General features: G+C 67.1%; 21 protein-coding genes and 1 pseudogene. 12 read left to right on the top strand and 10 right to left on the bottom strand.

Annotated features, from left to right (window positions below):
* Positions 1-654: 654 nt before the first annotated feature.
* A complete protein-coding gene (locus BAMB_RS29940) occupies positions 655-1,779 on the bottom strand; it encodes an MBL fold metallo-hydrolase (protein WP_011660888.1) in 1,125 nt (374 codons plus the stop codon).
* Positions 1,780-1,863: 84 nt separating this feature from the next.
* Here BAMB_RS29940 and BAMB_RS29945 point away from each other — a divergent pair, with 84 nt between their 5' ends.
* Together BAMB_RS29945 and BAMB_RS29950 are read left to right on the top strand one after the other, a co-directional pair.
* Positions 1,864-2,517, top strand: coding sequence for a TetR/AcrR family transcriptional regulator (locus tag BAMB_RS29945; protein WP_041491781.1), 654 nt, complete (start codon positions 1,864-1,866; stop codon positions 2,515-2,517).
* Between the two features lie 301 nt (positions 2,518-2,818).
* On the top strand, positions 2,819-3,310 hold the full coding sequence (locus BAMB_RS29950; RefSeq protein ID WP_011660890.1) for a flavodoxin family protein: 492 nt from the start codon (positions 2,819-2,821) through the stop codon (positions 3,308-3,310).
* 177 nt (positions 3,311-3,487) lie between these two features.
* On the opposite strand, the gene BAMB_RS29955 is transcribed toward BAMB_RS29950, so the two are convergent.
* Positions 3,488-4,072: a DUF2889 domain-containing protein gene (locus BAMB_RS29955; protein ID WP_011660891.1), complete on the bottom strand. Its 585-nt coding sequence runs from the start codon at positions 4,070-4,072 to the stop codon at positions 3,488-3,490.
* Positions 4,073-4,726: 654 nt separating this feature from the next.
* Between BAMB_RS29955 and BAMB_RS29960 the strand changes: the two are divergent.
* A pseudogene (locus tag BAMB_RS29960) lies at positions 4,727-5,368 on the top strand (ProQ/FinO family protein); the annotation flags it as partial.
* A 900-nt stretch (positions 5,369-6,268) separates the two neighbouring features.
* Positions 6,269-7,330, top strand: coding sequence for a DMT family transporter (locus tag BAMB_RS29965; RefSeq protein WP_041491782.1), 1,062 nt, complete (start codon positions 6,269-6,271; stop codon positions 7,328-7,330).
* Positions 7,331-7,429: 99 nt separating this feature from the next.
* Here BAMB_RS29965 and BAMB_RS29970 read toward each other — a convergent pair whose 3' ends face one another.
* From BAMB_RS29970 to BAMB_RS30000, 7 genes are all read right to left on the bottom strand, one after another.
* The gene (locus tag BAMB_RS29970; protein WP_041491878.1) at positions 7,430-7,795 is read right to left on the bottom strand and encodes a bleomycin resistance protein; all 366 of its coding nucleotides are present in this window, start codon (positions 7,793-7,795) and stop codon (positions 7,430-7,432) included.
* Between the two features lie 145 nt (positions 7,796-7,940).
* On the bottom strand, positions 7,941-8,366 hold the full coding sequence (locus BAMB_RS29975) for a TOBE domain-containing protein (protein WP_011660895.1): 426 nt from the start codon (positions 8,364-8,366) through the stop codon (positions 7,941-7,943).
* A gap of 182 nt (positions 8,367-8,548) precedes the next feature.
* A complete protein-coding gene (locus BAMB_RS29980; RefSeq protein WP_011660896.1) occupies positions 8,549-10,048 on the bottom strand; it encodes an efflux transporter outer membrane subunit in 1,500 nt (499 codons plus the stop codon).
* A complete protein-coding gene (locus tag BAMB_RS29985; protein WP_011660897.1) occupies positions 10,045-11,040 on the bottom strand; it encodes an efflux RND transporter periplasmic adaptor subunit in 996 nt (331 codons plus the stop codon). The genes BAMB_RS29980 and BAMB_RS29985 overlap by 4 nt, the downstream gene beginning before the upstream one ends.
* Positions 11,041-11,042: 2 nt before the next feature.
* Positions 11,043-11,255, bottom strand: coding sequence for a DUF1656 domain-containing protein (locus BAMB_RS29990; protein WP_006755496.1), 213 nt, complete (start codon positions 11,253-11,255; stop codon positions 11,043-11,045).
* Between the two features lie 34 nt (positions 11,256-11,289).
* A complete protein-coding gene (locus tag BAMB_RS29995) occupies positions 11,290-13,431 on the bottom strand; it encodes an FUSC family protein (RefSeq protein WP_011660898.1) in 2,142 nt (713 codons plus the stop codon).
* Entirely contained in the window at positions 13,428-13,907 is a 480-nt protein-coding gene (locus BAMB_RS30000) for a MarR family winged helix-turn-helix transcriptional regulator (RefSeq protein WP_006755464.1), read from the bottom strand. Before BAMB_RS30000 ends, BAMB_RS29995 begins: the two co-directional genes overlap by 4 nt.
* A gap of 409 nt (positions 13,908-14,316) precedes the next feature.
* On the opposite strand from BAMB_RS30000, the gene ehuR reads away from it, so the two are divergent.
* From ehuR to BAMB_RS30040, 8 genes are all read left to right on the top strand, one after another.
* The gene (gene ehuR / locus BAMB_RS30005; RefSeq protein ID WP_011660899.1) at positions 14,317-15,729 is read left to right on the top strand and encodes a MocR-like ectoine utilization transcription factor EhuR; all 1,413 of its coding nucleotides are present in this window, start codon (positions 14,317-14,319) and stop codon (positions 15,727-15,729) included.
* Positions 15,730-15,834: 105 nt separating this feature from the next.
* A complete protein-coding gene (gene eutB, locus BAMB_RS30010; RefSeq protein ID WP_011660900.1) occupies positions 15,835-16,806 on the top strand; it encodes a hydroxyectoine utilization dehydratase EutB in 972 nt (323 codons plus the stop codon).
* Between the two features lies 1 nt (position 16,807).
* A complete protein-coding gene (locus tag BAMB_RS30015) occupies positions 16,808-17,812 on the top strand; it encodes a cyclodeaminase (RefSeq protein WP_011660901.1) in 1,005 nt (334 codons plus the stop codon).
* 10 nt (positions 17,813-17,822) lie between these two features.
* On the top strand, positions 17,823-19,031 hold the full coding sequence (doeA, locus tag BAMB_RS30020) for an ectoine hydrolase DoeA (RefSeq protein WP_011660902.1): 1,209 nt from the start codon (positions 17,823-17,825) through the stop codon (positions 19,029-19,031).
* Between the two features lie 4 nt (positions 19,032-19,035).
* Complete coding sequence (doeB, locus tag BAMB_RS30025; RefSeq protein ID WP_011660903.1) at positions 19,036-20,061, top strand: N(2)-acetyl-L-2,4-diaminobutanoate deacetylase DoeB; 1,026 nt, start codon at positions 19,036-19,038, stop codon at positions 20,059-20,061.
* A gap of 13 nt (positions 20,062-20,074) precedes the next feature.
* Complete coding sequence (locus BAMB_RS30030) at positions 20,075-20,545, top strand: Lrp/AsnC family transcriptional regulator (RefSeq protein ID WP_041491879.1); 471 nt, start codon at positions 20,075-20,077, stop codon at positions 20,543-20,545.
* Positions 20,546-20,668: 123 nt separating this feature from the next.
* The gene (locus tag BAMB_RS30035) at positions 20,669-22,147 is read left to right on the top strand and encodes an NAD-dependent succinate-semialdehyde dehydrogenase (RefSeq protein ID WP_041491783.1); all 1,479 of its coding nucleotides are present in this window, start codon (positions 20,669-20,671) and stop codon (positions 22,145-22,147) included.
* A gap of 20 nt (positions 22,148-22,167) precedes the next feature.
* Positions 22,168-23,562, top strand: a complete 1,395-nt coding sequence (locus tag BAMB_RS30040; protein ID WP_011660906.1) for an aspartate aminotransferase family protein — start codon at positions 22,168-22,170, stop codon at positions 23,560-23,562.
* 115 nt (positions 23,563-23,677) lie between these two features.
* Here BAMB_RS30040 and BAMB_RS30045 read toward each other — a convergent pair whose 3' ends face one another.
* Positions 23,678-24,610 (bottom strand): MBL fold metallo-hydrolase, encoded by a 933-nt coding sequence (locus BAMB_RS30045; RefSeq protein ID WP_011660907.1) that lies wholly within the window; start codon positions 24,608-24,610, stop codon positions 23,678-23,680.
* Positions 24,611-24,708 lie beyond the last annotated feature (98 nt).

The following is a 24,708-nucleotide window of genomic DNA, read 5'->3' on the forward strand; positions in this document are numbered from 1 at the left end:
TGTCTGGCAATGGGTTGCGCCACTTTCTTCATGTTGTTTCACGCAAAATGCGCATGATCTGCCGGCAAAATGGGGGCGCATGAATTCCGCACGGGAGATTGGCTGCGAGCAAGGATCGTCGGTGCGAAATCGTATCGTACGATACGTGTTTCGTGGTGAAAAACACGCATCGCAGACAAATGCAACCCGATCGACATACCGGCGACCCGATGCAGCGCGCCGAACAGTCGGGGAAGAATTCAGTCGATGCAGTTTCCTCTCGATCGCCAGTTGTCACGTGACAACGAGGGTGCAGGATCGCGAACTGACGGGATGTCGGGAGAAGCCAAAGCTCGGGGCTGGCTATATTGACTCTACAGTGCGCCCCAAGGCGGGTCGAGCGATATGTGATTCTGTAGACAACCTGAGATGATCGGCGTGTCTATCGTGGCGCGGCGGGCGAATCCGGAATCTAGAGAGTCTGCATCAGGGAGGCGAAGCGCGTCGGCATCGTCGGCCGACCGAATAGCTCTCGGCCGACGCCGAACGTCTGCTTTTCCGGCCGACCATCGTCACCGACACGCAATTGAAGAGTCCGCCGCCACGGCTCACGCCGTAACAAAAAACCCCAACGCAGCGCAACACTTCTGGCGAGAAGCGCCCCGGCCATCAAACCTACTTCGTCGTCTCCGATGCGCACAGCTGCCACCGGCGCGGCTTGGCTGCTTGCGCTTTTTCTGCGTCATCGACGGTTCGCCACCACCGTTCCCCGCGATGCGGCTCGGTCAGATCGAGCCGCTCGCCCATCCTGGGCGTTGACAGCTCGACGCCGCGCACCATTGCCAACGCCGTGACGCGCTCGAACGGCTCCTGCCAACGATGCATCGCGAGATCGAACGTGCCGTTGTGAATCGGTATCAGCGTGCGTCCGCGCAGGTCGATGTGCGCCTGCACGGTTTCTTCCGGCTGCATGTGCACGTAGGGCCATTGCGGGTCGTATGCGCCGGTCTCGATCAACGTCACATCGAAAGGCCCAAGACGTTCGCCGATTGTCCGGAAACCGTCGAAGTAACCGGTGTCGCCGCTGAAGAACACGCGTAGATCGTCGGCGACGATGACCCAGGACGCCCACAGCGTGCTGTTGCCGTCAAACAGGCTGCGCCCGGAGAAGTGCTGCGCCGGTGTTGCGGTCAGCGTCAGGCCGTCGATGTCGATGCTTTGCCACCAATCGAGCTGGCGCACCTTCTTCGCGTCGATACCCCACTCGATCAGGCGGTCGCCGACACCCAGCGTCGTGACGAACACGCCAGTCGTGGCCGCAAGCGCGAGCACCGTGTCACGGTCGAGGTGATCGTAGTGATCGTGCGACAGGATCACGCCGCGCAACGGCGGGAGATCCTCGAGCGCAATCGGCGGCGCATGGAAGCGCTTGGGGCCGACGCGCCGAAACGGCGATGCACGTTCGGCAAATACCGGATCGGTCAGCCAGAACTCACCGCGCAGCTTCAACAGCAGCGTCGAATGCCCGAGCCGATACAGGCTGCGGTCAGGGGCCGCGTCGAGTTGCTCGCGAGTCAGCGAATCGACCGGCAGGGCACCGGTCGGAACCGTGTTGCGTGGCTTGTTGACCAGCATGTTCCATGCAATGCCGAGCGTCTTGCCGAAGCCTTCGACCGGTCGCGGCGCGACGTTGCGGAAGCGTTCGCCATTGTGCTGCGGCGACTCGCCGGACAGCGTGCGGCCACGCCTGACGGCGGCGAAACCCAGTACACGATGAAGAAAAACGAGAGGCGAAGCCATTGTCGATCCGTCCGGAAATAAAAGTACACTGAGCAGTGTAGTTTATCCCTGGGAAAAGTAAACTCAGCGGTGTAAAATTTTTGCATGGATACGAGCACTTCCCCCCAGCGCATGACCGACCGAAAGCGCGCGGCAATTCTCGCTGCGGCGATCGAGGAATTTCGCGCGGCGGGCTACGACGCGACCAGCATGGATCGCATCGCCGCGCGCGCGGACGTGTCGAAGCGCACCGTCTACAACCACTTCCCCGGCAAGGAAGCATTGTTCGCAGCGATCCTGCACCAGCTGTGGGACGCGACGCTGACCGCCGGCGCGCCGACCTATTGCGCCGACGTGCCGCTGCGTGATCAATTGCTCGCACTGCTGGAGCGCAAATTGCGGTTATTGAACGACGAAGCGTTTCTCGCGCTCGCTCGCGTCGCGATCGGCGCGGCCATCCACTCGCCGGAACGCGCGCGCGACATGGTCGAACGCATGGGCGAGCGCGAAGAGGACGTGACGGTATGGATTCGTGCGGCCGCGGCGGCTGGCCGGCTGGCGGCGACCGATCCCGTATTCGCCGCACATCAGCTGCACGGGATCGTGAAAGCGTTCGCATTCTGGCCGCAGGTGACGATGGGCCAGCCGCCGCTGGGCGCGCAGGAACAGCAGAAGGTCGCGGAAATGGCCGCCGACATGTTTCTTGCGTACTACGCGTGTCCGGATCACGGCGGGGAGTCAGGTGCAGGGCAGGGCTGAGGGCGCACTATGCGACGCGCGAAGCGCAACAGGCGCGTCGTTTTACTCGATGCGCGGTCCATCCGCCGCCTGGAAGAAATCGCCACGCAACGACGGGCGAGTGCAGGATCGGGCATACCCGTGGAGATTGCCCGCTTGAGCCGATTAAGCCTTTTGCGCCGCATGAGCCGCATGAGCCGCATGAGCCGCATGAGCCGCATGAGCCGTATGAGCCGTATGAGCCGTATGAGCCGTATGAGCCGTATGAGCCGCACCGACGCGTGTAGCCGGCGCATATGAACCCCAACCCGAGCGAACACCGATGAAGACGCTGTTGATCGTCTATCACACGATGACCGGCGGCACGCAGCAGATGGCCGAAGCGGCCGCGGGTGCAGCGCGCGAGCAGCCCGGTGTCGACGTGAGGTTGCAGCGTGCGGATGCGACGAGTGCGGACGATGTGCTCGCCGCCGACGCCTATCTGTTCGCGACGCCGGAAAATCTCGCCGCGATGTCCGGGCTGATGAAGGATTTCTTCGATCGCTGCTACTACGCGGCGCTCGATCGCGTGAATGGTCGCCCGTATGCGGCGATGATCTGCGCGGGCAGCGACGGACAAAACGCGCTGCGCCAGATCGACCGGATCGCGACCGGATGGCGGCTCAGGAACGTGGCGCCGGGCCTGATCGTTTGCACCCATGCGCAGACGCCGGAGCGGATCCTCGCGCCGAAGACGATCGGCGCCGAGGATCTCGCGCGCTGCGCGGAGATCGGTGCGGGTCTTGCTGCGGGGCTCGCGCTCGGCGTGTTCTGATGATCGGCGATCAATCGGACCGAAGCGGTGCCGCAGCGGCACGCAAGCGCCGCAGCGCGACGCCTGCCGTTATATCTCCAATCGCATCGAGTTCAAGCGAAGTGCACTGTTCGCGCGACGTGGCGGCTGCGACTCGCATCGCCGTTCGCCGCAGCGGCCCTGTCGAGTATCGATGCCCTAGTCACCCTGGGTCGACACGGTCGGCTGATGGTATTCGGGCCACAGGCGCTTCACGAGATCCCGCGAAGCGCCATACGCATAGCAGCTGTCGATCTTGAGCGGCTTTCCGTTGTCGTCCCGGTAATTCAGCGACGACGGCCGCACGCCGACCATCGTCTGATAAGCCGCGGTCGCGACCGGTCCGAGAATTTCCTTCAGATGCGTGCACGTGTCGCAGGACGGCAGGCGCTTGCGGACCTCGCTGTTCCAGCCCGCGCCGATGCGCAATCCGACGAGCGCCTGCAACGTATCGCCGCCGCCCGGACACTGTGCATAAGGATGCGATCGGATGAACGTGGATACCGCGCGCACGATCATGTCGACGTCGAACACCAGCGTCACGCCGAGGTCGTGAATCGGGGCCAGCGCCGCGACTGTGCGCGTGCCGCCGGGAGGGGTGAAATCGCGCGTCTTGCGGTCCGCGAGACAGGCCGTGACTTCGAACAGGCCGTCGCTGCGGCGATAGCCGCGCATGTCGATCTGCCGATGGTGAATCTCTTCGCGCGTAATGCCGTCGTGCGGGAGGTCGTGTCGGGGATTCATGTAACCGCTCCGTTTCGTACAACCGGGTCTCTTTGCATTCGACAACGATGTCGTTGGCCGATCGGTGCGTCGCGAAACCACCACAGGCCGCCGACGATGTCGATCCGGTCATACTACGCATTTTCTGGTGCCGCCGTACGATCGACGATCGATGCGTACGCAACTAATTGAATATCCGCAGCGAGCGACGCGAACGCCGCCACGCCGCGCGGGTCGTACGCGAAAGCCAGGTCTTCGAACCGCGTGAATCCGCTGGCGACGGGGTATTTGGACCTCCGTGCCATCTTTCGGCATTCCGTAGTGTGGAATGGTCGACTAAAACCGAAAGTACCGAAATGGCACTACGTAACGCGCGTCTCGCTACTGATGCAAAACGCCGCGATAATGCGCAACGTAGCCACGTGGACGCATTCCGCACCCTTCGGATCCGTCAAATGCGAACCGGTGAGTCAGCCGACAGCCGCGCGTACCGGTATACTTCCACTCCTGCCTTTTGTCCGGCATCGTGGCCGGGTGCCTGAAAACAGCGGTTGTGGCGATGCGGCCCCGCAATGTTCCGCATCGGTGGCAGACAAGCCGCACGCAATGCGGCAAAACGCCGATGTGCGGAATGGCAGCACGAACCACACCTTATATTCCTGGTGGATTGAATTTATGGGTTTTGAACAACTTGCCGAATTGCGGGCGCAGCTCGCAGCCAAGGCCAAGCAGGAGCGCAATGCGAAGCGACCGGCTGCGCAACCGGACGCCGGCGCGAAGCCGAAGTCCGGCGACCGGCCCGCTCGTGGGGCCAAATCGGGTGCCGCGGCCAAAGCGCCGTCCGGTGCCAAGCCCGCTTCGGCGAAGCCGTCGACCCCGGTCGATCCGGTCATTGTCGCGATCGGCAAACTGCAGCGCCGGTTCCCGCGCGCGTTTCCGAAGAATCCGGCTCCGAAGGTGCCGCTGAAGGTCGGCATCTGGGACGATCTCGCCCGCGAGGCGCAGGCCGTCGGCCTGACTGAAGCCGAACTGCGCGAGGCGATGTCCACGTGGTGCCGCGGCAATCGTTACTGGTCGTGCCTCGTCGAAGACGCGGTGCGGGTCGATCTGCAAGGTAACGAAGCCGGGCGCGTGACGCACGACGACGCGGCGCGTGCGCGCCGGCTGAAGTCGCGTCGTCCGGGCAACAAGGGCAGCGCGCAAGCGGCAAAGGGCGCACCGCAGCAGCCGAAGGCGGACGCGCAGGCCGACGCCGCCGCGGCGCAGCCGGCGATCGACGAAGCACCGGCCGACGCAGCACCGGCAAATGCAGCACCGGCAAATGCAGCACCGGCAAATGCAGCACCGGCAAATGCAGCACCGGCAAATGCAGCACCGGCAAATGCAGCACCGGCAAATGCAGCACCGGCAAATGCAGCACCGGCGAATGCAGCACCGGCGAATGCAGCACCGGCGAATGCAGCACCGGCCAATGCAGCACCGGCCAATGCAGCACCGCAGGCCGAGCAGCAAACGGCTGCGAGCGAGTAACGCGCCATGCGTCGCCGCGCGATCGCGCGGTGACGGCCCGCCTGCACTGCGCGTGCAGCGCATCGCATCACGGACCGGCCTGTCCCTGCTCGGGGCAGGTCGGGACTGCCTCCGCTGGCGACACCACCAATCAGCTAGCCTCCAACCCATCAGCATCGAATAGCCAATCGAACCCGCGATGAAAGCGCGTCGGCGAACGCAGCTTGCGCAATGCATCACTCGTGTTGAACGAGCATGGCGACCGGATATCGAAACAAGGACGATGTGCATCGCGAATCCGCTTACGTCGTGCCGCAATAGTTCGTTTTCCTAAAGTAACGGCAGCGCAGATGAAGTGCCCGATTCGCACTCACGCCCGTATGTCTCGCGTCAGCAATTACCCGGCGCGAAATGCAATCGTAGTCGCGTGACCGACGCGCGATGTCCGGACGCGCGACCACTGCAGCGGCCGCCAGCCCATCCGTTGGCGACCCGCGACACAAACGCCGATAATCTCAGCAACCGGGAACGCAGGGCCGATACACATTGCCGACCACACATGACGCACAAGTGCCTGAAAAGCCGACGCAAGCTGCCCCGCAATCCCCGAAATTGAACGGCACCGGCAAACCGTCCGCGCTGCGGCATCAAATGAAGCCTGCCAACGCCCAACACCTTACGCCCAACGCCTTACGCAAAGACCGCCTCATGAACCCGAGACATTCCGCGATTCTCGTCGCGCTCACCGCCGCAGCGCTGTTCGGCGCCGCGACGCCGCTCGCGAAGGCACTACTCGGCGCGATGTCGCCGTTCATGGTCGCGGGCCTGTTCTATCTCGGTAGCGGGATCGGTCTCGCCATCGGGATCCTGCTTCGCGGGTTGCGCAGCCGCCACGCGCCGGCCGGGAATGCCGCGCCGCTGCAACGCGCGGACCTGCCGTGGCTCGCCGGCGCGATCGCGGCCGGCGGCGTCGCGGGCCCGTCGCTGCTGATGCTCGGGCTGTCGAGCACGCCGGCCGCGACGAGTGCGCTGCTGCTCAATCTCGAAGGTGTACTGACGGCCGTCATCGCGTGGGTCGTGTTTCGCGAGAACGTGGATCTCCAGGTGTTTCTCGGCATGGTCGCAATCGTCGCCGGCGGCACGCTGCTGTCGTGGGTGCCGGGGCGCGCGGGCGTGCCGGTCGGTGCGCTGCTGATTGCCGCCGCGTGCCTGTGCTGGGCGATCGACAACAACCTGACCCGCAAGGTCGCCGCGAACGATGCAATGGTCATCGCGTGCGTGAAAGGCCTGGTCGCCGGGCCCGTGAATATCGGCATCGCGCTCGCAGCCGGCGCGGCGCTGCCCGCCGTTCCGGCCACGGCCGCCGCGATGCTGACCGGCCTCGGCGGCTACGGGATCAGTCTCGTGTTGTTCGTCGTCGCGCTGCGTCATCTCGGCAGTGCACGCACGGGCGCGTATTTTTCCGTGGCGCCGCTGTTCGGCGTCGTGCTGTCGCTGCTGATCTGGCCGGCGCTACCGTCCGTCATGTTCTGGATCGCGGCCGCGTTGATGGCGCTCGGCATCTGGCTGCATGTGCGCGAACGGCACGAACACGAACATGCGCACGAGCGGCTCGACCATACGCACCGGCATCGGCATGACGAACATCATCAGCACACGCACGACTTTCCGTACGATGGCAATGAACCGCACACGCACCCGCACGTGCATCTGCCGATCACGCACAGTCACGCGCATTTCCCGGACATTCACCATCGCCATCGACATTGACCGCGCGGCCCTCGGGCAAAGACGCGCAACGTGTTTCGCAAGGTAACCGTTTATGGGGCGTCGTTTCGTGTCCGCCGCGCGCCTTCGACGCCCAACGATTCAGTCGTCCGTCTGAATCAGCCGAATCAATGAACCGTCCAGGTCGATTAGCGCGCCGCGGGTACCGCCCCATGGCTCGCGTTTCGGCCGATGCGCACGCGGCCAGCCGGTCGTCTGCTCCGGAATGCCGGCCGCGAGCAGCTCATCGAAGAACGCGGCGACGTCGGCGAGCCGGAAACAGCAGCTGAACCAACTGGTGGCCGGATCGAGGTCGGGATGCGGAAAGAATTCCAGCAGCACGTCGCCGCGCCTCAGGATCATCCAGGTGTCGTCGCGCCAGGTTTCGACGAAGCCGAGATTCGCGTAGAACTGCGATGTGGCTTCGAAATCTCGCGACGGCAGATTGGGAGTGGCCAAGTCGGTCAGGGTTGTTCCTCCGGTGGGCGTTGAGATCGAACGATCGTGCATGCTCGGTCAAGCGCCGCGTATCGGCAACCGACGCAGGGCACCGTCGTGACGCAGGTGCGGCGAACGACGGGTCGTCATCGCAATCGGTCAGACGATCAGCCGATCACTCGACCCCGACGATCACGCTCGACGCCTTGAAGATCGCCGACGCTGGCTTGCCGCTCGCGAGGCCGAGACGATCGACGCTGTCGTTGGTGACGATCGCGACGATTTCTGCGCCACCCGCCGCCTGGATCACGACTTCCGAATTGACCGCGCCCTTCGCGATCGACGACACGGTGCCCGCGATGCAGTTGCGCGCCGACACCTTGCTGCTGTCGACGTCGACCATCACGATCACCGACGATGCCTTGACGAGCGCGAACGCTTTCGTGCCGGCCGCGAGACCGAGCGACGCGACGCTGCCGTGCGTGATCACCGCGACGATGTCGAGGCCGTCCTGCGTACGCAGCGTGACTTCGTCGTTGACGGCACCGGGCTTGACGACGCTGATCTGGCCGGCGAACTGATTACGGGCACTGCTTCGCATGATGACCCTCCGGAACAAGGGCCGCCCGGCGTCGGGCGGCGAGCGAATGATGGAAACCGCGGACGAGTTTACCGGCAATGCCGGTGACGCGCGCCGTCGGCATCGACATACCGGACATGCGAGACCACGCAGGGTGATGCGCGACGGCGCGTGTCACGCACGCCGTCCCGCACAGTGCGCGATTACCTGGCCGGGGCCGACGCAGCAGCCGGCGCACTGGCCGCCGACGTCTGCTGCGACACAGCGGGCGCCGCGTCGCCTTCCCATCCGCCGCCGAGCGCGAGGAACAGCTTCACCTGGTCGGCGGCGACTTGCCCTTCGGCCGCGGCGACCTGCGCGCGCACGCTCGTCAACGTCCGCGTCGCGTCGAGATCGGAGATGAACGATTCGCGGCCGGCCACAAAGAGCCGGTGCGTTTCGTCAGCGGAGTTGCGCGCCGATTCGTACGCCGTGCGCAGCGCATCGGTGCGCTGCACGTCGGCCGCGTAGGTCGCGAGACTCGACTGCGTTTCGCGCAGCGCGTTCAGCACGACGCCGTCGAAGTGCGCGAGTGCGCCGCCGGTCGCGGCTTCGGCTTCGCGCACGCGCGCGCGCTGGCCGTTGACCGGGAACGACCAGCTGATCAGTGGTCCGAACGACCAGCGATTCGTGGTGGGCGAGAACAGGTCGGCGGCGACGCCGACCGAGCCGGCCGACGCGCCGATGCTGATCGACGGATACAGCGCGGCGGTCGCGACGCCGATCCGTGCGGTTGCGGCGGCGAGCTGGCGCTCGGCTTCGCGAACGTCGGGGCGGCGGCGAAGCAGCGCGGCGCCGTCGCCGATCGGAATCGGCTGGCGCAGCTTCGGCAGGCGCTCGCATTCGGCGACCGCCTTCGGCAGGTCGGCCGGCGAGCGCGCGAGCAGCGCGGCGAGCTGGTATTGCGCGATCTTGCGGCGACCTTCGAAACGCGGGATGTCGGCGGACAGCGTGCGCACCTGCGTGACGCCACGCGTCACGTCGGTCTGGTTGCCGCGCCCCGCATCGCGCAGCCGCTGCGACAGCTTCACGCGCTGCTGCTGCAGCGCGAGCGACTGCTTCGCGATCGCGAGTTCGTCGCCGGCGGAGCACGATTCGACGTACGCACGCACGACGTCCGCGACGACCGTGATGCGCGCGAGGTCGGCGGCCGCCTGCACGGCTTCGCTGTCCGCGCGCGCGGCCTCGACGCCGCGCCGCAACTTGCCGAACAGATCGAGTTCATACGACACGTTGATGCCGACCGTGCCTTCGTTGACGACCGGCAGCTTGTTTTCAAGCAAATACTGCTCGGCCGATTCCTGCGCGCGCTGCACGGCTGCTTCCGCGCTGCCGGAGAAGCCGCCCTGTTCGTTCGCGACTTCCAGCGCTGCACGCGAACGCGCGAGGTTGGCCGCGGCGACGCGCAGATCGGTGTTCGATTTCAGCGCGCTGCGCACGAGCGCGTCGAGCACGGGATCGTCGTACAGCTGCCACCAGTTGCCGGGCACGGCGTTGCGCGAGACGAGCGCGCCGTTCGCGTCGTCGAGCGCATGGTTCGCGAGCGGCGCATTCACGTACGCCTGCTGCGGCAGCGTGTAATCGGGGCCGACGGACTTGCACGCGCCGAGTGCGAGCGCGAGCGGCGCGAGTGCCGCCGCGAGGCGCAGGCCGTGCCGCTTCATTGCGATGCTCCCGTCGCGCTGACGGCCGCCGGCGCGGATGCCGCGGGCGCCGAAGTGGGCGACGAAGCGGATGGCACGGCTGCCGCGGAAGCGCCGGCAGCCGGCTTCGTCTTGTCGTCGTGGCGCGTATCGGTGCGCACCGCGACGGTCGCGGTGCGGCCGGCGATCATCCGGAAGTCGTCGGGCACCTCGTCGAGCACGACGCGCACCGGCACGCGCTGCGCAAGCCGCACCCAGCTGAATGCCGGGTTCACGTTCGGCAGCAGATTTGCGCCCTGCGTGCGGTCGCGATCCTCGATCGCGGCGACGATGCTCTGCACGTGGCCGCGCAGCGGATGCGGCTCGCCCATCACGACGATGTCGACCGGCTGGCCGATGTGGATGCCGCGCAGCTTGGTTTCCTCGAAGTAGCCGTCGACGCGGAACGAATTGCGGTCGACGACCGACAGCACCGCGCGGCCGGCCGGCACGTATTCGCCGACGCGCGGCGCACGGTCGTTCAGGTAGCCGTCGACGGGGCTCACGATCGTCGTGCGCTGCAGGTTCAGCTTCGCGGTGTCGAGCGATACCTGCGCATCGGCGACGGCGGCTTCGCCCTGCTCGACGCGCGTGCGGCTTTCCTCGACCTGTTCGCTGGCGACCAGGTTGCCGAGCTGCAGGTTGCGCGTGTATTCGCGCTTCGCCTGGGCGAGCGTCGCGCGGCGCTGCGCGAGCGTCGCTTCGGCCAGCCGTTCCGCGAGCGCGTAGCGCGCCTGGTCGATCACGAACAGCACCTGGCCGCGCTTGACCTCCTGGTTGTCGGCGACCTGCACGGCGGTGATGAGCCCCGCTACGTCGGGCGCGACCTGGATCACGTCGGCGCGCACGTGCCCGTCGCGTGTCCACGGCGAGAACATGTAGTAGTTGATGATCCGCCACAGCACGAGGGCGGCCACGACGACGACGATCAGGGTGAGCAGGATCTGCCCTGCCGAGAGCCAGGTTTTTTTCACGGTTAGCTAGCCACGAGATGGTGAGACACGATGACGACGGCGGCAAACACGAACACGTAGATGCCGAGGTCGAAGATCGAACGGTGCCAGACGAGGCGGTAAAAGCCGACGCGCTCGAGCAGCGCGCGCACGACGATGTTGATCAGGTAGGCGATCAGCATCAGCACGAGCGGAGCCGGCACGAATACGCCGAAGATGTCGATTTCGCCGATCATGGTCGTGGTCGGAAAGACAGGTTGGAAAGCGGGATCATGCGCGTGCTCCGTCCGGGGCCGCTTGCGGCGGCTGCGCGGACGCGCTCGGGTACAGCGACAGCCGCAGGCCGACGAGCGCATGCAGCGTGTCGCGCAGCCGGCGGTGCGTGGCGGGGGCCGCTGGCGCCGCGGGCGTCGTGCCGTCGTCCGCCGGTGCGGCCGCCGCGCCCGGCAGGTTGCGGCCGGCCACGCGCTGCAACGCATCGTCGATCGACGCGAGCAGTGCCGGCGGCGCCGGCTGGCGCGCGTTCGCGGCCGCGCAGCGCGTGTAGTAATCGGTGACGCCGGCCAGCACGCGGTCGATCGCGTCCGGCACGTCGCCCGACAGCTTGCGGCGCGAGCGGCGCAGGTCGAGCGCGTTCAGCGCGATGCGCAGGTCGCGGAAGCTCTCGATCGACGGATGGCGGTGGTCGTCGGACGCGCCGAGGCGCGGCAGCAGTTGCGTGACGCGATCGAGCATGCGCGACGCATGGTTGCGCTGGTCGTCGAGCGGCTGCGTCGACGCGGAGCGTGCGACGTCCTCCCACCCCGAGCGCAGCAATCGCCGCACCGCGAGTTCCGCGCCGAACGGCCGCGTCGCCCGCGTCCATACGTACGCGAACAGCAGCCCGGCGACGCCCGCGAGATTGCTGTTCAGGAACACGAAGAAATCGGCCTCGTATGCGCTCTGGATGCTGATGAAGGTCGCGGTGTTCACCGCGACGAGCATCGTCACCATGTTGAACTGCGGGCGCGGCAGCAGCGTGCCGATCAGGATGAACGGGCCGGCGAACATCAGCACTAGCATCGCGAAGTCGTGCACGTGCGGCAGCACGGCGAACAGGTACAGGCCCGCGAACACGACGCTCGCGGTGGTGGCCAGGAAGAACTTGAATACGAGCGGCGCGGGTTCGTCGAGCGCCGCGAAGAAGCTGCATGCGACGGCGACCAGCGTGACGGCACCGGCGCCGTCGTGCCAGCCGGACTGGATCCACAGCCAGCACGCGAACACGATCGCCCCGGCCACGGTCAGCGTCGAGAACAGCATCATCCCGCGATCGAAGAAGCGCTCGGTGCCGCCGAGCCGCCAGTGCCGGTAACGCGGCTGCCAGACGCCCGACTCGTTCGCGATCAGCGCGCGCAGCGAGCGGCAGTCCTGCCAGATGTCGATGACCTGGCGCAGCCGCCACAGCGCGTTCGACAGCAGCGCGCCGTCCCAGCTCGTCAGCGCGCTGTCGGGCGGCTGCAGCGCCGCGACGCGCGCGCGCAAGTCGTCCGCGACCGGGTCGTCGGCCATCGCGCCGTCGGTGCCGTCCTTCAAGGCCGGCAGCGGCGCGTCGAACCACTTCGCGGCGTCGGCGAGCAGCGCGTCGAGCGCGGGAGGGCGCACGTGCAGGTCGCGCATCAGCGCGATCAGCGGATCGGCGAGCGACGACATCAGCGGCAGGAACAACTGCATCCGGCCCGCGAGCGCCTGCGTGCGGGCGAGCACGTGCGGGTGCGCGTGGTCGTAGCTCAGCTGGCTCAGCAGGAATTCGAGGCCGGTGATGGTCGCCGCGAGGCGCTGCCGGCACGCGGACAGCGCCTTGCCGGCGAGGTGCCCGGACAGCGTCTCGCGGCCGTAGAACGCGGCGTCCTTGAACCACGCGTCGGTGCGCTCGATCAGCGTGGGCGCGAGCCGGTTCGGGAACACGGCGCTGCCGACCACGCTCGCGCACACGATGCCGAGCACGATTTCCTCGGTGCGCGCGATCGCGACGTCGAAGACCGTCGACGGATCGGTCACGGTGGGCAGCGCGACCAGCGGCATCGTATAACCGGCAAGCATGAACACGTAGCTGCGCGCGGTGCGGTCGGAGATCGCGAGGTAGAGCAGCGTGCCGCACCACGTCGCGACGATGACGCTGAACAGGAGCGGCGTCTCGACGAACGGCGGCACGAACAGGATCGCGGCGGCCGCGCCGAGCGCGGTGCCGAGCGCGCGATACAGCGCCTTCGAGCGCGTCGCGCCGACGAACGGGTTCGACACGATGTAGACGCTCGCCATCGCCCAGTACGGACGCGGCAACTGGAAATACAGGCCGAGGTACAGCGCCAGCATCGACGCGGCGAACGTCTTACCCGAGAACAGCCAGTCGCGAAGGCTCGGATAGGTCATGACGCGGAATCGGCGGGATGGGACGGACGTGACGCCGGGTGCTGCGCATCGGCCGCGCCGAATGCGTTCAGGACGCGCAGCGTCGCTTCGAGATCGGCGCGCGTGACGCCCTTGAGCACCTGCGCGCGCAGCACGCGAAGGTCTTCTTCCATCTTCGCGGTGACCGCGCGGCCGGCGGCCGTCAGCGAAATCGTCTTCGCGCGGCGGTCGTGCGGATCCTCGTCGCGGCGCGCGAGGCCGGCCGCGCACAGCTGATCGAGCAGGCGCACGAGCGACGGCCCTTCGATGCCGACGTGCTCGGCGAGCGTGCCCTGGCGCACGCCTTCGCCGAGACGGCCCGCGATCAGCAGCGGCGTCGCGCAGGCTTCGGACACGTTGTACGCGGTCAGCACGGCGTCGCTCGTGCGGCGCCACTTGCGCGCGGTGAGCACCAGCAGGCTGCTGACGGCGAGGCGTAGATCGTGCAGATTGGTCATGCGCGAAATGATAGAGGCAAAAACATTCGATAGCAAACTATCGGTTTTGTCACCGGAGTGTCATTGCCGAACGCGCGCGGCGCCAGCGCGCAGCGAGTAATTTAGGCAGCGGAGCCGAGGCTGGTCGCGCTGTAAACCTGTGAATTCGCGGTGGATCGAATCAGACCATGCCGGCCGACTGAAGCGATCGAGATCGCCGCCGGCGGGGCCGCACGATCCGGAAGGAGTGTCGGCGCGTTGTCAGCCAGACGCGACGCGCCACCTGGACAGCCCCACACCAGTTCCGCCCAATGAATGTAGCGCATCATGCGTTCCTGACCGTCCTGCTTGCACGCGCGATTGCACTAGGACAATAATTTTCGGGTGTCTTTCTGAGCGACCATGCGAAAGCAACGACGGAGACATCGAGATGGGACGGACCGAGGTATCGGCGCGCTGGCACGACGCGATCGGCGCGGTGCACGGCATCGAGTCGAAATACAAGCGGCTCGTGAAGGCGATCGCCACCGACATCGAAAGCGGCGCGCTCGCACCGGGCGCGCGGCTCGCGCCGCAGCGCGACGTGGCGTCGAGCCTCGGCGTCAGCGTGCAGACCGTCACCAATGCCTACAAGGAACTCGAAAGGCAGGGGCTGATCCGCTGCGAAGTCGGGCGCGGCAGCTTCGTGGCCGCCCGCGTGACCGAATCGATGTCGAACTACATCCTCGATACGGCCGAGCGCGAGCTGGTCGACTTCTCGATCGCGCGCATCGTGCATACGCCGGAGCACGATGCCGCGTGGCGGGGCGTCTGCGCGGCGATGGCCGACACCGACGACCAGCCGTGGATCCGCTCGTTCCGGCCGATCGCGGGCCTCGACGCGCATCGCGAGGCCGGCGCCGCGTGGCTCGGGTCGCTGAACCTGCCGGTCCATCCCGAATCGCTGCTGATCACGAACGGCGCGGCGCACGGCATCTTTCTCGCGCTCGCGTCGATCGTCGGGCCGGGCGACACCGTGCTGTGCGAGAGCCTGACCGACCACGGCGTGATCGGCTCGGCGAACGTGCTCGGGTTTACGCTGAAAGGGCTCGAGATGGACGAACATGGGATCCGTCCCGAACATTTCGAAGAAATGTGCGACGGCGAGCGGATCAGTGCGCTCGTCTGCACGCCGACCCTCAATAACCCGACGGTGTCGATGATGTCCGATTCGCGCCGCAAGTCGATCGCGCGCATCGCGTCGCGCTACGGCGTGTACGTGATCGAGGACGACGTGTACGGCCCGCTCCCTGCGAAGACGGCGACTCCGATCGCGAGCCTGATTCCGGAGCTGGGCTTCTACTGCACGAGCATGACGAAATCCGTGCTCACCGGATTGCGCACCGGTTATCTCGCGATGCCGAGGCGGCTCGCGTTGCGCGTCGAGAGCGTGCTGCGCGTGAGCAGCTGGATGGCGACGTCGCCGATCGCGGAGATCGCGACGCGCTGGATCGCCGACGGCACAGCGCGCAGGCTCGTCGAACTGCAGCGGCAGCGGCTCGCGGCGCGTCAGGAGATGGTGAAGGCCGCGCTTGGGCCCTATGTGCTGGGTGCGCATCCGAATGCATTGTCGGCGTGGCTGCGCGTGCCCGACTACTGGCAGGCCGACCGGCTCGTGCGCGAATTGCGTACCCGCAAGATCGCGGTGACGTCGCCCGACCCGTTCCTCGTCGGCGGCACGGAGCGGCCGAACGCGGTGCGCGTGTGTATCGGCGCGGAGACGACGGATGCCGCATGCAACGCCGCGCTCCAGACCATCGCGGGCGTGTTCGAGCAGTATCCGCACGTGCACGATTTTCACTGAAGCGCGGCACGCGTCGTGCCAGCGACGCACAATGTACCAGGACATTCGAAAGCGCAATTTGGAACATTAGACTGGATCGCACCACATCAATGAGGCACGCGATCCATGTCCTTCCTGTCGCTGTCCGACGTCTACCGCGCGCGCCGACGCATCGCCGGGCATGCGTGCGTCACGCCGCTCGTCACGTCCACCGCGCTGTCCGCGCGGGCCGGCGCACCCGTCCATCTGAAACTCGAAACGTTGCAGCCGACCGGCAGTTTCAAGCTGCGCGGCGCGGTCAACGCGCTCGCTGAACTCGCATCGCAGGGTGTGACGCGCGTCGTCACCGCATCGACCGGCAATCACGGCCGTGCGGTTGCGCATGCAGCGCGCGTATTCGGCATCGAGGCCGCGGTCTGCATGTCGTCGCTCGTGCCGGCCAACAAGGTGGACGCGGTCGCCGCGCTTGGCGCGCGGGTCGTGATCGCGGGCGACAGCCAGGACGACGCGCAGGCCGACGCGCGGCGTCTCGTGCGCGACGAAGGCTATGCGTACGTGCCGCCGTTCGACGATCCGCGAATCATCGCCGGGCAGGCGACGATCGGCGTCGAGATTCTCGAAGCGTTGCCCGAGGCGGCAACGCTCGTCGTGCCGCTGTCCGGCGGCGGGCTGTTCAGCGGTGTCGCACTCGCCGCGAAGGCGATCCGGCCGGCGATCGAGGTGATCGGCGTGTCGATGACGCGCGGCGCCGCGATGCATGCGAGCCTCGAGGCCGGACGCCCGGTCGACGTCGACGAACGGCCGACGCTCGCCGATTCGCTCGGCGGCGGCATCGGCCTCGACAACCGCTACACGTTCGACATGACGCGCGCGCTGGCCGACGGCGTCGTGCTGCTCGACGAGCCGGCGATTGCGCGCGGCATCGCGCATGCGTATCGCGAAGAGCGTCTCGTCGTGGAAGGCGCGGGCGCGGTCGGCATCGCCGCGTTGCTGGACGAACGGATCGCGCGCCGTGATCGCGGCGGACCGATCGTCGTGATCGTCAGCGGTGCGAACATCGAGATGGCCGTGCATCGCCGGCTCGTTTCGGAGAACTGACATGATCCATCCCGTCACGCTGCTCGGGCAAGCGCAATTGCGCGCGCTGGTTCCGCTCGATCTGGCCGCGATCGACCAGGTCGAGGCCGCGTTCGCGTCGCTCGCCACCGAAGCGGTCGCGATGCCCCCGATCCTCAATCTCGCGTTGCCGGCGCGGCACGGCGAAGTCGACGTGAAGACCGCCTACCTGCCGCGCTTCGACAGCTTCGCGATCAAGGTCAGCCCCGGCTTCTTCGACAACCCGTCGCTCGGGCTGCCGAGCCTGAACGGGCTGATGCTCGTGCTGTCCGCGCGCACCGGCCTGACCGAGGCCGTGCTGCTCGACAACGGCTATCTGACGGCCGTGCGCACCGCGGCGGCCGGCGCGGTGGCCGCGCGCCGGCTCGCGCGTGCCGATGCGCGCCGCGCGGCGATCGTCGGCGCGGGCGAACAGGCGCGACTGCAACTCGACGCGCTGATGCTCGTGCGCGACATCACGCACGTGACGGTCTGGGCGCGCGACGCCGGGCGTGCCGCACGGTTCGCGGCCGACGTGCGCGCCGCGCACGGGATTGATGCGATCGTCGCGCGATCGGTGCATGCGGCGCTCGCCGACGCGGACATCGCGGTGACGACGACGCCGAGTCGCGAGCCGCTCGTGCACGCGGAGGATCTGCATCCGGGGCTGCACGTGACCGCGATGGGTTCCGACGCCGACTACAAGACCGAGCTCGCGCCGTCGGTGTTCGGCGCGGCGCGCTACTTCTGCGACCGGCTGCAGCAGACCCGCGTGGCCGGCGAACTCGCGCACGCGATCGCCGCCGGCGCGGTCGCGGCCGACGCGGTGTTTCCCGAACTCGGCGCAGTGATCGCCGGGCAGCGCGACGGCCGCACGCATCGCGACGACATCACGATCTGCGACCTGACCGGCACCGGCGCGCAGGACACCGCCATCGCCGTGCTCGCGCTGCAGCGCGCCCGCGCGGCGGAGGTGGGCACGATTTTCCACAACGACCTCACGACCTGAGAGGAGACAGATGTCCGCAGTCATCGAAACCCACCAAGCCGTGCCGCGCCTCGCGTTCGAGCGCAGCGAATACGCTGCGCGCATCGCGAAGACGCGCACGGCGATGCAGCGGGCCGGCATCGACCTGTTGATCGTCACCGACCCGACCAACATGGGCTGGCTCACCGGCTATGACGGATGGTCGTTCTACGTACACCAGTGCGTGCTGCTGCCGATGGACGGCGAGCCGGTCTGGTACGGCCGCGGCCAGGACGCGAACGGCGCGAAGCGCACCGTGTTCATGGCGCACGAGAACATCGTCGGCTACCCGGATCACTATGTGCAGTCGACGGCCCGTCATCCGATGGACTACCTGTCGACCGACGTGATTGCCGCACGCGGCTGGAGCACGCTGCGCATCGGCGTCGAGCTCGACAACTATTACTTCAGCGCGGCCGCGTATGCGTCGCTGCAGAAGCATCTGCCGGCCGCGCGCTGGGTCGACGCGACGGCGCTCGTGAACTGGCAGCGCGCGGTGAAGTCGCCGCGCGAGATCGAGTACATGCGCGTTGCCGCACGGATCGTCGAGCGCATGCATGCGCACATCGTCGACACGATCGAGCCCGGCATGAAGAAGAGCGATCTCGTCGCGCAGATCTATGCGACCGGGATCGGCGGCGCGGACGGCTTCGGCGGCGACTATCCGGCGATCGTCCCGCTGCTGCCGACCGGCGCCGATGCGGCCGCGCCGCACCTGACGTGGGACGACACGACGTTCGCGCGCGGCGCGGGCACGTTCTTCGAGATCGCGGGCTGCTACCGCCGCTATCACTGCCCGCTGTCGCGCACCGTCTATCTCGGCAAGCCGCCCGCGCACTTCATCGAAGGCGAGCGCGCGGTGGTCGAAGGCATCGAGGCGGGGCTCGCGGCCGCGAAGCCCGGCAACGTGTGCGAGGACATCGCGAACGCGTTCTTCGCGGTGCTGCGCCGCGCTGGCATCGAGAAGGACAGCCGCTGCGGCTACCCGATCGGCGCGAGCTATCCGCCGGACTGGGGCGAGCGCACGATGAGCCTGCGCCCGGGCGACCGCACGGTGCTCGAACCCGGCATGACGTTCCATTTCATGCCGGGGCTGTGGCTCGACGACTGGGGTCTGGAGATCACCGAAAGCATCCTGATCACCGATACCGGCGTCGAGACGTTCTGCAACACGCCGCGCAAGCTGTTCGTGAAGGAGTAGGGCGATGCGGGCTTCTCCGATCACGCCGACCGTCGACTTCGACGCGGACGGCGAACAACATGGCTTTCTGAAGCTGCCTTACTCGCGCGACGATTCCGCGTGGGGGGCGATCATGATTCCGGTGACCGTCGTGAAGCGCGGCGACGGGCCGACGGTGTTGCTGACCGGTGGCAATCACGGCGACGAATACGAAGGGCCGGTCGCGCTGTCGAAGCTCGCCGGTTCGCTGAAGGCGGCCGACGTGACCGGCCGCGTGATCGTCGTGCCGTTCATGAACTACCCGGCATTCCGCGCCGGTTGCCGTACGTCGCCGATCGATTCGGGCAACCTGAACCGCAGTTTTCCGGGGCGGCCGGACGGCACCGTCACCGAGAAGATCGCCGATTACTTCCAGCGTCATCTGCTGCCGCTCGCGACGCACGTGCTCGACATCCATGCGGGCGGCCGCACGCTCGACTTCGTGCCGTTCGCGGCGATCCACGTGCTGGACGATCGCGATCAGCAGGCACGCTGCGATCGCGCGATGCGCGCATTCGGCGCACCGTACTCGATGCGGATGCTGGAGCTCGACAGCGTGGGACTCTTCGACAGCGCGGCCGAGGCGGCCGGCAAGGTGTTCGTGTCGACCGAGCTGGGCGGCGGCGGGTCGTCGACGGCCGCGAGCGTCGCGATCGCCGAGCGCGGCGTGCGCGGATTTCTCGCGCATGCGGGCGTGATCGCGAAGGGCGACGGCGCACGCGCCGCACCGCGCACGACCACGCTGCTCGACATGCCGGACGGCTCGTGCTTCACGACCAGCGAGCACCGCGGGCTGCTGGAGATGTGCCGCGACCTCGGCAGCGAGGTCGATGCGGGCGACGTGCTCGCACGCGTGCACGACATCGACCGCACGGGCGTCGCGCCGGTCGAATACGTCGCGCGCCGGCGCGGCCTGCTCGCCGCCCGGCATTTCCCGGGCATCGTGCAGGCCGGCGACACGATCGCGGTGGTCGCCGACATCGTCGAGCGCAACATTCCGGTGGCCGCATAAGGGTGTGCACGACGTGATCAAGCTCGACCGATACGACCTGGCGATCCTGCGCATTCTCGAACGCGACGGACGCATCACGAAGTCGAAGCTCGCGGAGGCCGTGAACCTGTCGATCTCGCCGGCGTGGGAGCGCGTGCGCAAGCTCGAGGAAAGCGGCGTGATCCGCGGCTATCGCGCGGACGTCGACTGGATCGGTACGTTCTCGGGCAGTCGCATCGTCGTCGAGGTGACGCTGTCGCGGCATACCGCGCCCGACATGCGGCGCTTCGAGGATCGCGTGAGCGCGGCGCCCGAGGTCGCGCAGTGTTTCGCGACGGGCGGCGGCGTCGACTACGTGCTGCACGTGGTCGCGCGCGACATCGACCACTACCAGCGCTTCATCGATGCGTTGCTGATGGAGGACATCGGCATCGAACGCTACTTCACGTACATCGTGACGAAGGTCGTGAAGTGCGAGTCCGGCGGCGCACCGGACTGGCACTGAAACTTCGCGCGAACGCGCGGCAATACGGAAAAAACCGCAAGAACCGGGCGCCGAAACCGAAATTTCCGCACCCGGCGGCACGCCAGAATGAAGCTCGTGCCCACCCAAACGAGGAGACGCAGCATGCTGCCCGGACACCCCGTTCTGTTCAAGTCGACGTGCTATGTCGACGGTCGCTGGATCCACAGCGACAGTGCCGCGACGGTCGCCGTCGTGAACCCCGCCGACCAGGCCGTGATCGGCCATGTGCCGATGCTCGAGCGCGCGCAGATCGTCGCCGCCGTCGACGCCGCGCAGCGCGCGTTCGACACGTGGCGCTGGACGCCGCAAGCGGTGCGCAGCGCGGCGCTGCTGCGCTGGCATGCACTGATCCTGCGGCATCTCGACGATCTCGCCGCGCTGCTGTCGCTCGAACAGGGCAAGCCGCTTGCCGAGTCGCGCGGCGAGATCCGCTATGCGGCGAGCTTCGTCGAATGGTTCGCGAACGAGGCGAAACGCGTCGCGGGCCGCACGATACCGACGCATATCGACGGTGCGCATCTCGGCACGGTGATGGAGCCGGTCGGTGTCGCGGCGCTGATCACGCCGTGGAATTTCCCGGCCGCGATGATCACGCGCAAGGCTGCCGCCGCGATCGCGGCCGGCTGTGCGGTGGTGGTGAAGCCCGCGCACGAGACGCCGTTTTCGGCGCTCGCGCTCGCGCAGCTCGCCGACGAGGCCGGCTTTCCGGCCGGCGTGTTCAACGTCGTGCTCGGCGAACCGCAGATGGCGATGGAAACGCTCGTCGGCGATGCGCGCGTGCGCGCGGTGAGCTTCACCGGATCGACGCGCGTCGGGCGGCTCGTGACCGAAACCGCCGCGAAGGCCGGCATTCGCAAGATCGCGCTCGAACTGGGCGGCAACGCGCCGTTCATCGTGACCGAGGATGCGGACCTCGACCAGGCGGTGCGGATCGCCATCGGCGCGAAGTTCCAGACCTCCGGGCAGGACTGCTGCGCGGCGAACCGGATCTTCGTCGCACGGCCGCTGTACGAAGCATTCGTCAGCCGTTACGCGAACGCGGTGCGGGAACTGAAGACCGGCCCCGCATTCGAGCCGGGCGTCGACGTCGGCCCGCTGATGCACCAGGCCGCGTTCGATGCGACGGCGGCGCGCGTCGACGACGCCCGTGCGCGTGGTGCGCGCATCGTCGCGGGCGGCCGGCCGCATGCGCTCGGCGGCTGGTTCTACGAACCGACCGTGATCGCGGATGCCGCACCGGGCATGCGCGTGGTCGACGAAGAAAACTTCGCGCCGATCTCGGCGGTGTGCGCGTTCGACACGCTCGACGAAGTGGTCGAAAAAGCCAACGACACCGAGTACGGCCTCGCCGCCTACGTGTGCGCGACGCGCATCGACACGATCTTCCAGCTCGTGCGGCGGCTCGACTTCGCGATGGTGTCGGTCAACGGCGTGAAATTCACCGGCGCGCCGATCCCGTTCGGCGGGATGAAGGCGTCGGGCCTCGGGCGAGAAGGCGGCGCCGAAGGCTTCGAACCGTTCACCGAAACCAAGTACTTCTGCCTCGGCAATCTCGGCCTGCCTGTTACGGCGACGGCCTGACTCATTCAAAGGAACCCATCATGAAACAATCGATCGACGCACTGCTGCGCGAGGACCGCGCCCACTTCATGCACCCGTCGACGCACGCGTACGACCACGAGACCGGCGCGCTGCCCGGCAAGATCGTGCGCGGCGCCGAAGGCATCCGCATCGAGGATCACCAGGGCAAGCGCTATATCGACGCGTTCGCCGGCCTCTACTGCGTGAATATCGGCTACGGCCGCACCGAGGTCGCCGAGGCGATGTACGAACAGGCGAAGCAGCTCGCGTACTACCACACGTATGTCGGTCACTCGTCGGACGCGATCATCGAGCTGTCGTCGCGCATCATCGACTGGGCGCCGGCCGGGATGAAGAAGGTCTACTACGGGATGTCGGGATCCGACGCGAACGAGACGCAGGTCAAGATCGTCTGGTACTACAACAACGTGCTCGGGCGTCCGAACAAGAAGAAGATCATCTCGCGCGAGCGCGGCTATCACGGCTCGGGCATCGTGACGGGGAGCCTCACGGGCCTGCCGACTTTCCACCAGCACTTCGACCTGCCGATCGATCGCGTGAAGCATACGGTGTGTCCGCACTGGTATCGCAAGGCGCCCGTCGGCATGAGCGAAACGCAGTTCGTCGCGTACTGCGTCGATGAGCTCGAGAAGCTGATCGCGCGCGAAGGCGCCGACACGATCGCGGCGTTCATCGCCGAACCGGTGATGGGCACGGGCGGCATCATCGAGCCCCCGCGCGGCTACTGGCCGGCGATCCAGGCCGTGCTGCGCAAGCACGACATCCTGCTGATCTCGGATGAAGTCGTCTGCGGGTTCGGGCGCCTCGGCTCGAAGATGGGCGCGCAGCACTTCGGGATCGAGCCCGACCTGATCACCGTCGCGAAGGGGCTGACGAGCGCGTATGCGCCGTTGTCGGGCGTGATCGTCGGCGAGAAGGTGTGGGACGTGATCGCGCGCGGCTCGCAGGAGCACGGGCCGATGGGGCACGGCTGGACCTACTCGGGGCACCCGGTATGCGCGGCCGCGGCACTCGCGAACCTCGCGATTCTCGAGCGCGAGAACCTGGTCGGCAATGCCGCCGAGGTGGGCGCGTATTTCGGCGCGAAGCTACGTGACGTGTTCGGCGCGCATCCGCTCGTCGGCGAGGTGCGCAGCGTCGGGATGCTGGCCGCGCTCGAATTCATGGCCGACAAGGACGCGCGCACGCCGTTCGATCCCGCGCTGAAGATCGGCGCGCAGGTGTCGGCCGCGGCGCTGCAGCGCGGCGTGATCGCGCGCGCGATGCCGCATGGGGACATTCTCGGGTTTGCGCCGCCGCTCGTGATGACGCGCGACGAAGCGGACGAGATCGTCGGCATCGTGAAGGGCGCCGTGGACGAGGTCGCGGAGCGGAATATTTCGACCGTCGCGTGACGGTCATGCGGTCCTGATGTGCGCGAGAAGACGCCGTCGCACGGAAGTGCGGCGGCGTCTTTCTATCGACCGGTGCCGATTCGGGAAACGTCGGCTGTCGTCACCCGAGCATCACTCAGTAGTCCCACGTTACCGGAACGAAGCGGAAACCGTCGCCGTTCTTTGCGACATGCCCGATCGACGGAAACGCCACATGCGCCGCGGCCAGCATCGCGCCGGTTTCGGCGGCTTCGTTGAACAGCGCGATACGCACGTCGACCGCCCCTTCGGGATCGTGTTCGAAGCCGTTTTGCCAGTCGGGATTGTCGAAGTTGACTTCGAAGACGGCATCGCCGACGAACGTCAGCTTTTCACCCTTCGACGCGATGTCCACCACGCAGTGTCCCGGCGTGTGCCCGCCCGTCACGCGCGCCGACACGCCCGGCGCGACTTCCACGGTGCGGTCGAACTGCACGATGTTTTCGCCGTAGAGCTCGACGAACTTGGCCGCCGCCTTGCGCAGCGCGGGCGGAACGGTTTCCGGCATCACCGTCTTGCTGAAATCCGGATTCTTCCAGAACGCGACTTCCGCGGCCGCTACGTGAATGCGCACGTCCGGGCTCAGCCGTGCCTTGACGCCATCGGTGTTCAGCCCGCCGACGTGATCCATGTGCATGTGCGTGATCACGATATCGGTGATCGCGGCCAGGTCGATGCCGGCCGATTCCAGACGCATGACGGACCGGCCGGCGCGCGTGAAGTATTCGAAACCGTCGCCCACGCCCGAGTCGATCAGGATCAGGCGCTCGCCGCTGCGCACGAGCGCGATATTCAGCGCCCAGTCGAACATGTCGCGTTGCAGGAAACGGCCGTCGAACCATTCGTTACGGTCCGCTTCGCTCACGTTGGTCGACATGGTGGAGGTCGGCAGCGGCAGAACGCCGTCGCTGATCAGCACGACATCGACGTCGCCGATGCGCACCGCATAGCGGGAAGAGACGAGTTCGCCCGCCTCTTCGTTGCCGAGGGGGGCGGTAACCGGCTGTACATTGCGGATGGATTTGTTCATGGTCGATCGTCCTGTTGATCATGTGGGGTAAGCCGCACTGCGCAGCGCGGTTCGCGAGCACGACCGTGCAGGTCGCGTCCTTCGCTTCGCTCGCATGT

Source organism: Burkholderia ambifaria AMMD (assembly GCF_000203915.1).
Classification (GTDB): domain Bacteria; phylum Pseudomonadota; class Gammaproteobacteria; order Burkholderiales; family Burkholderiaceae; genus Burkholderia; species Burkholderia ambifaria.